This is a genomic window from Amorphus sp. MBR-141, assembly GCF_053628695.1.
On sequence record NZ_JBRJGW010000006.1, the window covers coordinates 127,153 to 141,357 of the forward strand.

11 protein-coding genes are annotated in these 14,205 nt (G+C 69.0%); 3 read left to right on the plus strand and 8 right to left on the minus strand.

Features of this window, described 5'->3' with window-relative positions:
* Positions 1 to 144: 144 nt before the first annotated feature.
* The 3 genes from ACSSVZ_RS10210 to ACSSVZ_RS10220 form a co-directional block, all read right to left on the minus strand.
* Positions 145 to 480 carry an RNA-binding S4 domain-containing protein gene (locus ACSSVZ_RS10210; RefSeq protein ID WP_453969708.1) on the minus strand — a complete coding sequence of 112 codons (336 nt, stop codon included), beginning with the start codon at positions 478 to 480 and terminating at the stop codon, positions 145 to 147.
* Positions 467 to 3,889: a helicase-related protein gene (locus ACSSVZ_RS10215; protein WP_453969709.1), complete on the minus strand. Its 3,423-nt coding sequence runs from the start codon at positions 3,887 to 3,889 to the stop codon at positions 467 to 469. The genes ACSSVZ_RS10210 and ACSSVZ_RS10215 overlap by 14 nt, the downstream gene beginning before the upstream one ends.
* A gap of 934 nt (positions 3,890 to 4,823) precedes the next feature.
* Positions 4,824 to 5,675 (minus strand): DUF3108 domain-containing protein, encoded by an 852-nt coding sequence (locus tag ACSSVZ_RS10220; protein ID WP_453969710.1) that lies wholly within the window; start codon positions 5,673 to 5,675, stop codon positions 4,824 to 4,826.
* A 290-nt stretch (positions 5,676 to 5,965) separates the two neighbouring features.
* Here ACSSVZ_RS10220 and rpmB point away from each other — a divergent pair, with 290 nt between their 5' ends.
* A complete protein-coding gene (gene rpmB, locus ACSSVZ_RS10225) occupies positions 5,966 to 6,259 on the plus strand; it encodes a 50S ribosomal protein L28 (RefSeq protein WP_453969711.1) in 294 nt (97 codons plus the stop codon).
* Positions 6,260 to 6,342: 83 nt separating this feature from the next.
* The gene (locus tag ACSSVZ_RS10230; protein WP_453969712.1) at positions 6,343 to 6,996 is read left to right on the plus strand and encodes a queuosine precursor transporter; all 654 of its coding nucleotides are present in this window, start codon (positions 6,343 to 6,345) and stop codon (positions 6,994 to 6,996) included.
* Here the strand turns inward: ACSSVZ_RS10230 and ACSSVZ_RS10235 are convergent.
* From ACSSVZ_RS10235 to ACSSVZ_RS10250, 4 genes are all read right to left on the minus strand, one after another.
* Positions 6,959 to 8,026 (minus strand): esterase-like activity of phytase family protein, encoded by a 1,068-nt coding sequence (locus ACSSVZ_RS10235; RefSeq protein ID WP_453969713.1) that lies wholly within the window; start codon positions 8,024 to 8,026, stop codon positions 6,959 to 6,961. The genes ACSSVZ_RS10230 and ACSSVZ_RS10235 overlap by 38 nt on opposite strands.
* Positions 8,023 to 9,933, minus strand: a complete 1,911-nt coding sequence (gene cobT / locus ACSSVZ_RS10240) for a cobaltochelatase subunit CobT (protein ID WP_453969715.1) — start codon at positions 9,931 to 9,933, stop codon at positions 8,023 to 8,025. Before cobT ends, ACSSVZ_RS10235 begins: the two co-directional genes overlap by 4 nt.
* A gap of 46 nt (positions 9,934 to 9,979) precedes the next feature.
* Positions 9,980 to 10,966: a cobaltochelatase subunit CobS gene (gene cobS, locus ACSSVZ_RS10245; protein ID WP_453969716.1), complete on the minus strand. Its 987-nt coding sequence runs from the start codon at positions 10,964 to 10,966 to the stop codon at positions 9,980 to 9,982.
* Positions 10,967 to 11,036: 70 nt separating this feature from the next.
* The gene (locus ACSSVZ_RS10250; RefSeq protein ID WP_453969978.1) at positions 11,037 to 11,672 is read right to left on the minus strand and encodes a J domain-containing protein; all 636 of its coding nucleotides are present in this window, start codon (positions 11,670 to 11,672) and stop codon (positions 11,037 to 11,039) included.
* Between the two features lie 259 nt (positions 11,673 to 11,931).
* Here ACSSVZ_RS10250 and ACSSVZ_RS10255 point away from each other — a divergent pair, with 259 nt between their 5' ends.
* The gene (locus ACSSVZ_RS10255) at positions 11,932 to 13,152 is read left to right on the plus strand and encodes an argininosuccinate synthase (RefSeq protein WP_453969718.1); all 1,221 of its coding nucleotides are present in this window, start codon (positions 11,932 to 11,934) and stop codon (positions 13,150 to 13,152) included.
* A gap of 252 nt (positions 13,153 to 13,404) precedes the next feature.
* Here the strand turns inward: ACSSVZ_RS10255 and ACSSVZ_RS10260 are convergent, their stop codons facing one another.
* A complete protein-coding gene (locus tag ACSSVZ_RS10260) occupies positions 13,405 to 14,184 on the minus strand; it encodes a dienelactone hydrolase family protein (RefSeq protein ID WP_453969719.1) in 780 nt (259 codons plus the stop codon).
* Positions 14,185 to 14,205 lie beyond the last annotated feature (21 nt).

The following is a 14,205-nucleotide window of genomic DNA, read 5'->3' on the forward strand; positions in this document are numbered from 1 at the left end:
CAAGCGCCGGCCGTCTCAAGCAACGCCGCTCCAATATCCGGCCCCGGGAAGGCATGAAAATCCCGAGCGGCGGTCCGGGCGCCACGGCCCCGCGCTCCCACCGCGTCGGGCGCGCCACGGATCGACAGGTCACGCTGGCGGGTCTCAGCCGGTCGAGCCGTCCTCGCCGTCCGGAACGCCGCCGTCCGGCGGCGGCGACAGGTCCTCGTAGAGGGTGCGTGCCACCGTCGCCGATCCGCGCCGCTCCGGCAGCGCCAGAATGCGCACCACGCGAACGCCGCCGCCGCGCGCCGACACCGTCAGCACGTCGCCGACGCCGACCCGGCGGCCGGGGGCCTTCACCTTGTCCCGATTGACCCGCACGCGCCCGGCCTCGATGAGGGCCTGGGCAAACGGGCGGTTCGGCGCGAAGCGGGCACGCCAGATCCACAGATCGATGCGCAGCCTGTCGGCGGCCGCGTCCCCGTCAGTTGGGGTCACGCGATCCTCTCTCCAGATTGCGCTTCAGTTCGGCGAGCTTGGCGAACGGCGAATCGGGATCCACCGGACGCTCCTTCGGCGGAGGACGCCTCGGCCGCTGATCCTCGCGCGGACCGCCGCCCTTGCCGTGGCGCGGGGCGCCGCTTCCGCCGCCGCCACCCGGCTTGCCGCCGCCGGGCTTGCCAGTGCCGCCAAGCTGGCCCGCGCCTCGACCCTGTCCAGGCTGCTGGGGCTTGCGATCGCCGCGGCGTCCGCCACGGCCGCGCTCGGCACGCTCGCCATCCTGCTGACCCTGCTGGCCCTGCGCCTGCGCGCCCCGCCGGTCGGGACGGCGCTCGTTGCCGTGGCGCCGCCGGCCCGGACGCCAGACCTCGATCATCTCCGGCTCTGCCGGGGCCGCATCGGGCGCAGCCGCGGTCTCGGCCGCGGGAGCGGCTTCCGTGCCATCGGTCGCGGCAGCGGCCAGGTCCGCGCTCGGCGCAACCGCCGGCTCCGCGGGTGCCTCGGCCTCGGTTTCCGACAGGTCGGGGACCTCGGCTTCCGCCTGCCCATCGGCCTCCGCCTGCACGCCGGCATGCGCCGGGGTGTTGGGGTTGCCCGCGGCAACCGGCGCGACGTCGTCGTTCGCCGTCTCCGTCCCGCCGGCGCCTTCGCGCTGAGGTGCTCCGTCGGTGCCGGTCGGCTCCGCGGTCGCGTCCTCGGTCCGGGTGTCGGCTTTGGCCACGGCGGCCACAGGCTCCGGGGCCTGGGCGGCGTCGGTCGCCGGCTCCTCGTCGGCTGCCGGCGCTTCGGCCTCGGTCTGCGACAGGCCCTCCGGCGCGGCGCCGCTCGCAGGAGCGGGCACTCCGTCGGCCGGTGCGTCCGCGCCTTCATCGGCCGGCGTCGCCGCGGTCACCACCGTCTCGGACGGCGCCGCGGAGGCGGCATCCGCAGCCACCGGAGCCGGACGACGCTCCAGCCGGTAGCCCAGCGACTTCAGGATGGAGGCGAAATCCTCTCCCGAACAGCCGAGCAGCGAGGTCATCGACACGGTCACCGTAAAGCCGCCGCCCTCAGGGATCGCCCCGTCGGGCGGGGTCGCCCCCGGGGTCGACGGCTTCCAGGCGATTAGCGGCCTTATCTGGTCGGCGAGCCGCTCCAGGATGTCGACGCGGACGGCGCGGCTGCCGCACACGCGGAAGCCGACGACGCCGTAGAGCGCCTTCGGCACCTCGGGATCGATCGGGATGGAGGTGCGGCCCGAGGACGACAGCTGCGGCAGCTCGGCGAGGCCGGCCACCTCCAGGCTGGCGTTCTTCAGCGCCCACAGCTCGGCCAGCAGCCGGCTCGGCGCCGGCTTCAGCAGCGCCGGGACATAGATGTTGTAGGCGCCGAAGCGCACGCCATACTGACGCATGCCGGCTCGCGCCTGCTGGTCGAGCCCCTTGACCTCGTCCGCCACCTGGTGGCGGTCGAGGACCCCCAGCGCCTCGGCGATCTGGAAGGCGAGGCCGCGCGAGATGCCATCGAGATCCTGCGCGCCGCGCAGTTCGAAGAGCGGCTTCAGCAGCGTCTCGACCTGGGTCTTAAGCCACAGCTGCAGCCGCGCCTGCACCTTCTCGAGCGCCGGGCCGCTCAGCTGCTCGTCGGACAGCACGATCATCGACGGTCGCAGCGTTTCCTCGCCCGGCATCAGCTTGGCAACCGCCTCGCCGTGCCATCGGATCGCCCCGTCCGATGCCAGCACGAACGCCGCATCGGGCGCCTCGGCCAGCCGGTCGGCGCGCCGCTCGAACTCGCTCGCGAGCGCTTTCTGGGCGGCGGCGCGCACCGCCTTCAGATCCGGCGTCTCGCCAGTCGAGACCGGAATGAAGCGGAAGCCGTGAAGATTGCCGACATGATGGCCTTCCACCACCACGTCGCCCGAGGTCGTGATCTCGGAGTCCAGCATGTCGTTGTCTCTCAGCCGGCGCATCAGGACGCTCGTTCGACGGTCGACGAAACGATGGGTCAGACGCTCGTGGAGCGCGTCCGACAGCCTGTCCTCGATGGCGCGGGTGGTTTCTCTCCAATGGGCGGGATCGTCGAGCCAATCCGCCCGGTTGGCAACATAAGTCCATGTCCGGATGTGGGCGATGCGATTCGACAACGTGTCGATATCGCCATCCGTTCGGTCGGCAAACGTCAGTTGGCCTGCGAACCAGTCGTCGGGAATCCGCCCCTTCGTCGCCAGATGGCGATACACGTCGAGAACGAGTTCCGCATGATTGGCCGGTGCGATCCGGCGATAGTCCGGAAGCTGGCACACGTCCCATAAACGCTCGACCGCCGCCGGTCCATGCGCCATCGCGCTGATTTCCGGGTCGCGGGCAGCGAATTCCAGGCAGGCGATGTCCTCGGCCGGCGGCGCGCGGGTCAGCCCGTCTTCCCGCGGGGCCACGTCGAGCGACCGTCTGAGCGCCGCGATCGACGCGAATTCGAGGTCGGAGTTGCGCCACTGGAACACCTTGATCGGCGCGAAGGTGTGGGCTTCCAGCTGCTGCACCAGCTCGTCGTCGAACGGGTCCACCCGACCGGTGACACCGAAGGTGCCGTCGCGCATGTGGCGGCCGGCGCGCCCGGCGATCTGGCCCAGCTCGCCGGCATTGAGGCGCCGGTACTGGTAGCCGTCGAACTTGCGGTCGGAGGCAAATGCGACGTGGTCCACATCCAGGTTGAGGCCCATGCCGATGGCGTCGGTGGCGATCAGGAAGTCGACGTCGCCGGACTGGAACAGCTCCACCTGGGCGTTGCGGGTGCGCGGGCTCAGCGCGCCGAGCACCACTGCCGCGCCGCCGCGCTGGCGGCGGATCAGCTCGGCGATCTGGTAGACCTCGTCGGCGGAGAACGCCACCACGGCGGAGCGGGTGGGCAGGCGGGTGATCTTCTTCGAGCCGGCGTAGCTCAGCACCGACATGCGCGGCCGGGTGACGACGTTGACGCCGGGCAGCAGGCGCTCCAGCAGCGGCCGGGCCGTCGCCGCCCCCAGCAGCAGCGTTTCAGACTGGCCCCGCAGGCGCAGCAGCCGGTCGGTGAACACCCGGCCGCGCTCCAGGTCGCTGGCCAGCTGCACCTCGTCGATCGCCACGAAGTCGACGTCGGTGGTCTGCGGCATCGCCTCGACGGTGGAGACGTAGTAGCGCGGATTGTCGGGAAGGATCTTCTCCTCGCCGGTGATCAGCGCCACCTGGTCCGCGCCGACCCGCGCCGCCACGCGGGCATAGACCTCGCGGGCGAGAAGCCGCAGCGGCAGGCCGATCAGGCCCGACTTGTGGCCCAGCATCCGCTCGATCGCCAGGTGGGTCTTGCCGGTGTTGGTCGGGCCGAGCACCGCGGTGACCGTGCGCGCACGGACCTGGCGGGGAAGGGGCATGGGCGTCTGAAGCGTCATGAAGGGTTAGGGCTCGGCTGGCCGAAGGATGTCGGCGCTCTTCCCATCGAACGGCGTTGCACCACCGCTCGTTCCACGTGCCCCCTCGGGCTCCGCGCTTGGCGGCAAGGAAACACGCAGGCGTTTCGTGAACTGGTGCAGATGATCCGGCGCGCCGCGCCGTCTGCCCTCTCCCCTTCTCTAGCACACCGCGGCGCCGGGATGCCCGCACTTTTTGGCGGCACCCGCCGCAACCGGAACGAGTCTGGAACGAATCGAGCCCGAATCGGCGACTTTTCCCGATTCATGGTTCGTTCTGCGCAAGCCCTTGTTCTGAATCGAAAAATGGCCACGAGATGTTGTTTGGAGGGCGTGTTCCGACCCCGCCGGGGACAATCATTGCGAGTCGCGGCGGAGGACTCCGATCGTCCATCGAGTCAAGCGCCCGGAAGCCGAAAAGCGCCTCCGATCGCCGTTTCCAGCCGACGGCCTGCTCCGGACGCTTCCCGCAGAACACAAGACGTACGAATCAAGATCGAATCGGCACGCGGCTTTAATTCTTGGTTTGTTCTTGAAGAGACGCCGGATATAGTAGGTATTACTTGAGTTTTACGGATTATATTTAGAGTCTATTAATAGTGTTGCCGAAGATTTCCGTCCCCCCACGCACGTTGGGACGGACGGAATGCCGGCAGAAGCGGCCGCGCTTTGGGGGGCAGCTCGTGACGCAACCGGGGAAGGGACATGTGCCGCTGACCGGGCCCGTCGTACAGCCGCCCCACCGCGGAGAGCAGCGGGTCGGCACGGGGAAACTCCGATGGAAGGGAAAGCGGGAGCCGCCTTGAGCAGTTCCCTGGTCAGATCGAAGCGATCTGACCGAAGAGGAATTGCTCAAGGCATTGAACGTGGAGCCATTTCTTTCCGATCAGGTGAGTCCACCCGATCGGAAAGGGCTCTAGCGTGAGGCATCGGCGAGCCGGACGCCCTGCAGCTTCACGTCGGTCGCCCGGACCAGCAGCACCCCGTTGGGCGTTTCGATCTCGACGCGCACCGGCACCAGCATCTTGGAGCCGACGGCGATGAAGGCGGCCTCAAGCCCGCGGTTTTCGACGAGGTAGGTGACGCTGTCGGAACCGGCCCGATGACCGGAGATGGGTTTCCAGCGCGCCCCGCAGACGAACGCGGGTCCATCGAAGCTCGGGGTGCGCAGCCGTTCCTCGCCCTTCGCGGAAAACGCCACATTGTAGCGGGTCCAGCCGTCGAAGACCGGCACGACGCGGTCGCAGGCGGCGTCCGCATCAAGGCCGCCGTCGGAGATGGCGATCGGCATCATCGCCGCGCTGATCGGATCCAGCACGCCCTGCCGGTGTGCCGCGGTGACCGGAACCCGGTCCGGCGCCGGATCGAGCGGCGGCTCGGCATCCAGGCGCGACACTGCGCCGTCCGCCATCTTCATGCGGACCTTGGTGGTCATGCCCGGATCGATGGAATTGAGCTTGTAGCGCGCCGGCGCCAGACCGGTGGCGTCGAAGCGGCCCTCCGACTCCGCGTCGACCTTGGACGCAGTGAGCAGCGTCGCGAACCCCGTCGGCTCCATGTTCGCTTTGGCCGAATAGGCGGACCCGTCGAGGACCAGCGACAGGCTGCCCTTGGCGATGGTGACGCCCTTGAAGCTGACGTCGTAGCGCACACCGGCGGTCGTGCGCTCGCCGGCGTGCGCCGCGCCACCCAGAATGCAGGCGGCGGCGACGAGACCGAGGCCCGTCAAGCGGCCCGGAAACCCTCTCGACTGACGTGATTGCACCATGCTGTCCTCATTTCGGCGGCGCCGAAGCCGTGCCGTACGCCCGGTGACCAGAGCTCGCCCGTCGGGGGGCGATCGGGCTCACATTGATCCCGTCATGGTGACCACGGGGTTAACGATAGGGCTGCGAAGCCCCGTCGAGTGCACGCGCGCGAACATGGAAAAGCGATTCCCTGTATGGATGCGCTTGACGTGGATCGGCGGCATTCCTATAGAAACACGCTCCCATCACCCTGTGAGACGATGTGAGGGCTGAGGTATTCTCGCCAGCCCGCCGAACAAGGATTTTCGCAATGGCCCGTCGCTGTGAACTAACCGGCAAGGCCGTGCTGACCGGTAATAACGTGAGCCACGCCAACAACAAGACGCGGCGCCGCTTCCTGCCCAACCTGTGCACGGTGACCCTGCTTTCCGAAACGCTCGAGCGCGGCATCCGCCTGCGCGTCGCGGCGGCTTCGCTGCGCACCGTGGAACACCGGGGCGGCCTCGACGCCTTCCTGATGAAGGCGAAGGACGCCGAGCTGTCCCCGCGTGCTCTGCTCGTCAAGCGCGAGATCGCCTCCAAGAAGGCCGAAGCGGCCGCGTAAACCGCGACCGACGCGTCCGCAGCGCCCGGCCTTGCCGGGCGTTTTTGCGCCTGGATCACGCGAGATGGATCGGTTCTGAGCCCATGACCGCACGGCAGCCGTTCACCGCCCGCCAGCTCGGCATCGCGATCGCCGCGATGACGTCGGTGGTGCTCGCCTCCAACATCCTGGTCCAGCATCCGGTCCATGCCTGGCTCGGCGCGATCAACCTCGCCGACCTGTTGACCTGGGGCGCGTTCACCTACCCGCTCGCCTTCCTGGTGACCGACCTGACCAATCGGCGCTTCGGCCCCTCGGCCGCGCGCATGGTGGTCTATGCCGGCTTCCTGGTGGCCATCGCGCTGTCGGTCGTGCTGTCGACGCCGCGCATCGCCATCGCCTCGGGCACGGCGTTCCTGGTGGCCCAGCTCCTCGACGTGGCGATCTTCGACCGGCTGCGCCGCGGCAGCTGGTGGCGCGCACCCCTTGTCTCCTCGGTTCTGGGCTCGCTGATCGACACCGCGCTGTTCTTCGGCATCGCGTTTGCCGCCGCCTTCGCGGTGATCGGCCCGAACGACCCGTTCGCCATCGAGGCGGCGCCGCTGCTCGGCGTGCTGCCGATGGACGTCCCCCGCTGGATGTCCTGGGCGCTGGGCGACCTGTCGGTGAAGCTCGTGGTGGCGCTGGCGCTGCTGGCGCCCTACCGGATCCTGATCGCCGCTATCGGGGTTGGCCCGGCGCGCCGCCTCGGGGCCTGAGGGCCGGCGCCGGCTGGTCCAGCCTGAACCGCAACAGAAGCGTGCGCTGCAGGAACGACTTGTTGTCGTCGGACATCAGCGTGATCAGCGGCCGGCCGCGGGCGTCGCGACTCACTGCCAGCCCCTCCATGTTGTCGATCTCGTAGGCGAAGTCCGCCTCGATCAGCACTGGGCCGTCGAGCGGCGCAGTGCCGGCGAACGCGTCGCGCGGCAGCCGCCGGATGCGCATGCCGATGTCGAAGCCGCCGTTGTAGCGCCGTTCCAGCAGCAGCAGGTCGCCGCCCGGCAGGAACGCCGCGTCGGTCTGCCGGAAGTCGCCGTCCTTCACCAGCCGCAGCCGGCGCGTACCCGACGGCGCCACCAGCCACACCGGCAGCGCGCGGGCCCCCATCGCCACCGGCCCCTCGGTGCAGCCGCGCTCGGCGAACATCACCAGCACGCCCGCCACCGGGCTCGCAGGCGGCGCCACCGCGATCGCCTCGATGCCGCCGTTGCCGGGCAGGCATCCCGCCTCCTTCGGCAGCGCCCGCGGCTGCGGCGTGGCCAGCGTCGGGTCGGGCCCCGGATAGACCAGCAGCTGCCGCTCCGTCTCCACCGACACCAGATAGCCGTCGCCGTCGCGGGTGAGCGCCTCCGCGTCGCCCGCCGTCTTGGTCGCGGCCGGCGCCCCGTCGACGCCGAGGCGCCGGTCGATCCGCGCCGCCGCCACCCCCAGCGGCGTCCCGTCCTCGGCCTGGTCGAGGCGGAGCGCGACCCATTCACCGTCGTCGGAGACGATCAGCAGGTGCTGGCCGTCATCGGAGGCGACCAGCCCCGACAGGCCGCCGAAGCGGTGGCTGCGCGCGGTCAGCGTCAGCCCGCCCAGGAAGGTCAGGGCGCCGAAGGTGCGGATGGGGTCGCGGACGTGGAACTGGCGGATCGGCTTGGCGTCGATGGCGATCGTCTCGGCGTGGGCAGGGTGCGCCGCCCAGGCGAGCGCCAAAACGCCCGCCAGCACCGCGCTCGCGGCACGCCCGGCGGCGTCGCTCACGCGGCGCGGCCCGACCGGCCCCTGCGTCGGCCGCGCGGCGTCTCGGCCTCGTCCTCGAACAGCCCGGCCAGCTGCTCGACCATCGCGCCCGCCAGCTCGTCGGCGTCGACGATGGTCACGGCGCGGCGGTAGTAGCGCGTCACGTCGTGGCCGATGCCGATGGCGATCAGCTCCACCTGCGAGTTGGTCTCGATCTCCTCGATTACTGACCGCAGGTGCTTTTCCAGGTAGTTGCCGCTGTTCACCGACAGCGTCGAGTCGTCGACCGGTGCGCCGTCGGAGATCATCATCAGGATGCGCCGGGCTTCCGGCCGCGCCAGCAGCCGGCCGTGCGCCCACTCCAGCGCCTCGCCGTCGATGTTCTCCTTAAGCAGCCCCTCGCGCATCATCAGCCCGAGATTGCGCCTCGAGCGCCGCCAGGGCGAATCGGCCGCCTTGTAGATGATGTGGCGCAGGTCGTTGAGGCGGCCCGGATTGGCCGGCTTGCCGTTCTGCAGCCAGTTCTCGCGCGCCTGCCCGCCCTTCCAGGCGCGGGTGGTGAAGCCGAGGATCTCGACCTTCACGCCGCAGCGCTCGAGCGTCCGCGCCAGGATGTCGGCGCAGGTGGCGGCAACGGTGATCGGCCGGCCGCGCATCGAGCCGGAATTGTCGAGCAGCAGCGTCACGACGGTGTCGCGGAAGTTGGCGTCGCGCTCGCGCTTGAAGGCGAGCGGCTGCATCGGGTCGGTGATGATGCGGGTGAGGCGGGCGGTGTCCAGCCAGCCTTCTTCCTGGTCGAACTCCCAGGCGCGGTTCTGCTGGGCCATCAGCCGGCGCTGCAGGCGGTTGGCGAGGCGCGCCACGACGCCCTGCAGGTGCGACAGCTGCTTGTCCAGGAAGCCGCGCAGGCGGTCCAGCTCGGCGGTGTCGCAGAGCTCCTCGGCCTTCACCATCTCGTCGAAGCGGGTGGAATAGACCTTGTAGTCGGTGTCGGGCCGGCGCTGGCCGGACGGCGGCTCGGAGCGTGCCGCCTCGCCCGCCTCGCGCGGGTCGGCCAGGTCTTCCTCGCGGTATTCCTCGCTGGTCGCCTCGGCGCTTTCCGATTCCGAGGCGTCATCCTCCTCGCCGGCGCTTTCGGCCTCTTCCGGGGCGGCCGCGTCCTGCTGCTCTTCCTGACCTTCGGCCGGAGCCTGGTCCTCGGCGCTGGCATCGGCGCTGTCGTCGCTCTCGGAATCCTGGTCGTCGCTCTCCTCGCGCTCGGACGAATAGTCCTCCGCCATGTCGAGCGCCGACAGCACGTCGCGGATGGCGGTGCCGAAGGCCCGCTGGTCCTCCATCGTCGTGCCCAGGTCGTCGAGATCGGTCCCGGCCCGTTCCTCGATCCACGGCCGCCACAGCTCGACGATCTTCGCCGCGCTCGCCGGCGGCTTCTCGCCGGTCAGCCGCTCGCGCACCAGCAGCGACAGCGCATCCTGGATGGGCGCGTCGGCGCGGTCGGTGATGTCCTGGAAATTGCCGCGGTGGTAGCGGTCCTCGAGCATCGCCGCGATGTTGTGGGCGACGCCCTCCATCCGCCGCGATCCGATCGCCTCGCAGCGCGCCTGCTCGATGGCGTCGAAGACGTCGCGCGCGTCGCGACCGGCCGGCACCAGGCGGGTGTGCACCTTGGGATCGTGGCAGGCGAGCTTCAGCGCCATGGCGTCGCCGGCGCCGCGGGTAATCGCCGCGTCGGCCTCGCTCATCCGCCGGGCCGGCTCCGGCAGCCGCGCCTTCGTGCCGGTCAGCGCCGGCCGGTCGCTGGAGAAGGAGACCTCGAGCTCCGGCTCGCCCGCCATCGCCCGCATGGTGGCCGACACCGCGCGCTTGAACGTCTCGTTGCGCCCCTGCGGGGTCGCGCCGTTCTTCTGCCAGTTGCTTCCGTGCGCCATGACCGTTCGTCCCTCGCAAGTCCGGGCCGGGTGTCCCGGCCGCGGATCAGCTCATCACGACGTTGGCGGCGGAGGTCGTGAGCTCCTTGCCGAAACAGCGCTGGTAGAATTCCGAGACGATCGACTGCTCGGTCTCGTCGCACTTGTTCAGGAAGGTGAGCTGGAAGGCGAAGCCCAGATCGCCGAAGATCTCGGCGTTCTCCGCCCAGGTCAGCACGGTCCGCGGGCTCATCACCGTCGACAGGTCGCCGTTCATGAACGCGTTGCGGGTGAGGTCGGCGAGCCGGACCATCTTCGACACAGTGTCCCGGCCTTCGTCGGAGCGGTAGTGCGGGGCCTTCGCCAGGATGATGTCGACCTCGTTGTCGTGCGGCAGGTAATTGAGCGCCACGACGATCGACCAGCGGTCCATCTGGCCCTGGTTGATCTGCTGGGTGCCGTGGTAGAGGCCCGACGTGTCGCCCAGGCCCACCGTGTTCGCCGTGGCGAACAGCCGGAACGCCGGATGCGGCCGGATCACCCGGTTCTGGTCGAGCAGCGTCAGCCGCCCCTGCAGCTCCAACACCCGCTGGATCACGAACATCACGTCCGGCCGCCCGGCGTCATATTCGTCGAACACGAGTGCGGTATTGGTCTGCAGCGCCCACGGCAGGATGCCGTCGCGGAACTCGGTGATCTGCTGGCCGTCGCGGATGACGATCGCATCCTTGCCGACCAGGTCGATGCGCGAGATGTGGCTGTCCAGGTTGACGCGCACGCATGGCCAGTTGAGCCGGGCCGCGACCTGCTCGATGTGGGTGGACTTGCCGGTGCCGTGATAGCCGGTGACCATGACGCGCCGGTTGCGGGCAAAGCCGGCAAGGATCGCAAGCGTCGTCTGGCGGTCGAACAGATAGTCCGGGTCGAGGTCGGGCACGTGCTCGGTGGCCTCGGAATAGGCCGGAACCTCGAAATCGGCGTCGATCCCGAACAGCTGCCGCACGGACACGTTCATGTCCGGCAGACCCGGGGCTTCCATGGTCGCAGTCGTCATCGTTCCTCCATCGCGCGCGCGTATCGCGCGCCGAGGCCCCCGAACGCGGTTCGTCCGGGCTGGCAACTCGTCAACAGTATCCGGAGCGCCTTAGCACCGTATAGGCTTGGATGATACTTCTTAGCCGGTCTTCCGAGCCGCGATCGCCATTGTTCGCGTCCGGATGATGGCGTTTCACGAGGCTCTTGTAACGCGCCTTGATGTCCTCGCGCGTGGCGTTCTCCTCAAGGCCCATCGTCTCGAGGGCGCGGCGTTCGGGCCCCAGAAGGGGCCGCCGCGGCGGATTGTCGCCCGGCGTTTCATGCCGGGTGCCGCCGAACATTCCGAAGGGATCCTCGTAGGCCGCGTTCCATGAGGGGCGCGCCTTGCCGGCGGAGGCACCGGGGCGCCTCACCCTTTCGCCGCGCGAGTTGACGCCGACCACCCGGGTGGGCCGGTGGCCGACGATGGCGTCCTTCTGGAAGGCGGCGACCGCGTCGTCGCTCATCCCGTCGAAATAGTTGTAGCCCTTGTTGTAGGCCCGCACGTGATCGAGGCAGAACAGCAGGTACTGGCCCTCGCGGCCACGGCCCATCGGCGCCTTGTACAGCCCGATGTCCTCGCAGCCTTCGAACGCGCATGCGGGTGCATCCGGCGCCGGCGCCCCGGCGCCGCGCTTGATGCGGATGCGGTCGAAATGTTTCGAGTCGAACTTCATTGACGGCATTATGGTGGGGCGGTGGGAACCGAACAAGCTCTTGACGAGCACCGAAAATCCGTTTGCGGCCGGAACGACCTCGGATGGTCCGCAAACGGAGCCGGACCCGTGGGGCGGTCCGACCGGAGTTAGATGTTCCTTCGTGCTCCGATGTCCAGGGATTTTCGCCTGCGGCCGGCCTCCCGGCTACCCATCGGCGCCCGAGTGTGCTCTTAGAGCACTGCATTTTCGCATCGCATTCTCCGTCCCTGCACGTTGAGGAGGACCCATGGCCAACGCAGGTGAAATCAAGAAGGTCGTGCTCGCCTATTCCGGTGGCCTCGACACGTCGATCATCCTGAAGTGGCTGCAGACGGAACTCGGGGCGGAGGTCGTCACCTTCACCGCCGATCTCGGGCAGGGCGAGGAGCTGACCCCGGCCCGCGAGAAGGCCGAGCGGGCGGGTATCAAGGAAATCTACATCGAGGACGTGCGGGAGGAATTCTGCCGCGACTTCGTCTTCCCGATGTTCCGGGCAAACACCGTCTACGAGGGCACCTACCTGCTCGGCACCTCGATCGCGCGGCCGCTGATCTCCAAGCGCCTCGTCGAGATCGCCCGCGAGACCGGCGCCGATGCGATCGCCCACGGCGCCACCGGCAAGGGCAATGACCAGGTCCGCTTCGAGCTCTCCGCCTATGCGCTCAACCCGGACATCAAGGTGATCGCGCCGTGGCGGGACTGGGAGTTCAAGTCCCGGACCGACCTGCTGAACTTCGCCGAGCAGCACCAGATCCTCGTCACCAAGGACAAGCGCGGCGAGGCGCCGTTCTCCGTCGACGCCAACCTTCTGCACTCCTCCTCGGAGGGCAAGGTGCTGGAAGACCCGAACGAGACGCCGCCGCCCTACGTCTACCAGCGCACGCTGAGCCCCGAAGAGGCGCCGGATACGCCGACCATCGTCGAGATCGGCTTCAAGAACGGCGATCCGGTCTCCATCGACGGCAAGACGATGAAGCCGCACGAGCTGCTGGCGGCGCTCAACGATCTCGGCCGCGACAACGGCATCGGCCGGCTCGATCTCGTCGAGAACCGCTTCGTCGGCATGAAGTCGCGCGGCGTCTACGAGACGCCCGGCGGAACGATCCTGCTGGTCGCCCACCGGGCCATCGAGTCGATCACGCTGGACCGCGGCGCGGCGCATCTGAAGGACGAGCTGATGCCGCGCTACGCGGAGCTCATTTACAACGGCTTCTGGTTCTCGCCGGAGCGGCTGATGCTGCAGGCGGCGATCGACAAGAGCCAGGAGCATGTCGAGGGCACGGTCCGGCTGAAGCTCTACAAGGGCAACGTCATCGTCGAGGGCCGGGCATCGCCGAAGTCGCTCTATTCGGACGCCCTCGTCACCTTCGAGGACGACCACGGCGCCTACGACCAGAAGGACGCGGCCGGCTTCATCAAGCTGAACGCGCTCCGGCTCAGGACGCTCGCCAAGCGCGACCAGGGGTAACGGTATTCAGCTCACGCCGAATGCGCGCGCATGGGCTGCGCTGGCGCGGCCTACGGCCGGCGCACGGTCGTGCGCCGGAGGGAGGGGGTCGGCCGGGCCGAGGATCGTTCACTCGGCGCCGCGCCAGCTATCCCTCATTCCGGCTTAAGCCTGAATTCACGGCCACAGCTCGCAGCCACAGTTGATGACGCCCTGAACCCCGGCTTTCGCCGGGGTAAGCGGGTGAAATCCGACAACCGCTGGCGCGGATCCCTACCGGATCCGCTGGTTCAGGAAACCAAGCAGCGCCTGCCAGGACTTCCGGTCGGCCACGGCATCGTACTGCGAGGTGTCACCCTTTGCCGACCACTCGGTGAAGGAGTGGCGCGCTCCTGAATAGAGCTGCACTTCGAAGTCGACGTTGGCCTCGTCCATCGCGGCGACGAGCTCGGCCACCTGCGACATGGGCGCTGCGGGATCCGCCGAGCCGTGGAGGACCAGGATCGGCGCGTCGACCTTCGAGTAGTCCTGGCCTTCCGGAGTGCCGAGCCCGCCGTGGAAGGTGACAAAGCCTTCGACGTCGGCGCCCGCGCGGGCCATTTCCAGGGCCGCCGCGCCGCCGAAGCAGTAACCGATCACGACCACGTCCTCGTCCTCGACGCCCTCCATCCCGGTCGCCGCCTTCAGGCCGCCCATGAGCCGTTCGCGGAAGGCCTCCCGGTCCTTGTAGAGATTGCCTGACTCCGCCTTCTTCCCATCGATCGTGGTCGGCCGAACGCCCTTGCCGTAGACGTCGACTGCAAACGCCGCGAAGCCGAGCTCGGCCAGCATCTCCGCCCGGCGCTTCTCGTAGCCGGTGAGGCCGTCCCAGTCGTGCACGATGACGACCAGCGGCTGGTCGTCGCCAGCCGCGTCGTTGATGGCGAAGTAGCCTTCGTAGGTCGTGCCGCCGACGTCGTACTCCACCGGTTTGGTAACGATGTCGGCGTTTGCCGGCACGGAAAGTCCGACAAACGCCAGCGTGGCGGTGGCAAGGGTCAGAGTTTTGGCCATGGGGGGTCGCCTCCCGTTGAA

Bases quoted from the DNA above. Each gene is read 5' to 3' on its own strand.
- ACSSVZ_RS10250 (WP_453969978.1), bottom strand. From the start codon at position 11,672: ATGCCGTCAATGAAGTTCGACTCGAAACATTTCGACCGCATCCGCATC.
- ACSSVZ_RS10215 (WP_453969709.1), bottom strand. From the start codon at position 3,889: ATGACGCTTCAGACGCCCATGCCCCTTCCCCGCCAGGTCCGTGCGCGC.
- rpmB (WP_453969711.1), top strand. From the start codon at position 5,966: ATGGCCCGTCGCTGTGAACTAACCGGCAAGGCCGTGCTGACCGGTAAT.
- cobS (WP_453969716.1), bottom strand. From the start codon at position 10,966: ATGACGACTGCGACCATGGAAGCCCCGGGTCTGCCGGACATGAACGTG.
- ACSSVZ_RS10255 (WP_453969718.1), top strand. From the start codon at position 11,932: ATGGCCAACGCAGGTGAAATCAAGAAGGTCGTGCTCGCCTATTCCGGT.
- cobT (WP_453969715.1), bottom strand. From the start codon at position 9,933: ATGGCGCACGGAAGCAACTGGCAGAAGAACGGCGCGACCCCGCAGGGG.
- ACSSVZ_RS10230 (WP_453969712.1), top strand. From the start codon at position 6,343: ATGACCGCACGGCAGCCGTTCACCGCCCGCCAGCTCGGCATCGCGATC.
- ACSSVZ_RS10220 (WP_453969710.1), bottom strand. From the start codon at position 5,675: ATGGTGCAATCACGTCAGTCGAGAGGGTTTCCGGGCCGCTTGACGGGC.
- ACSSVZ_RS10260 (WP_453969719.1), bottom strand. From the start codon at position 14,184: ATGGCCAAAACTCTGACCCTTGCCACCGCCACGCTGGCGTTTGTCGGA.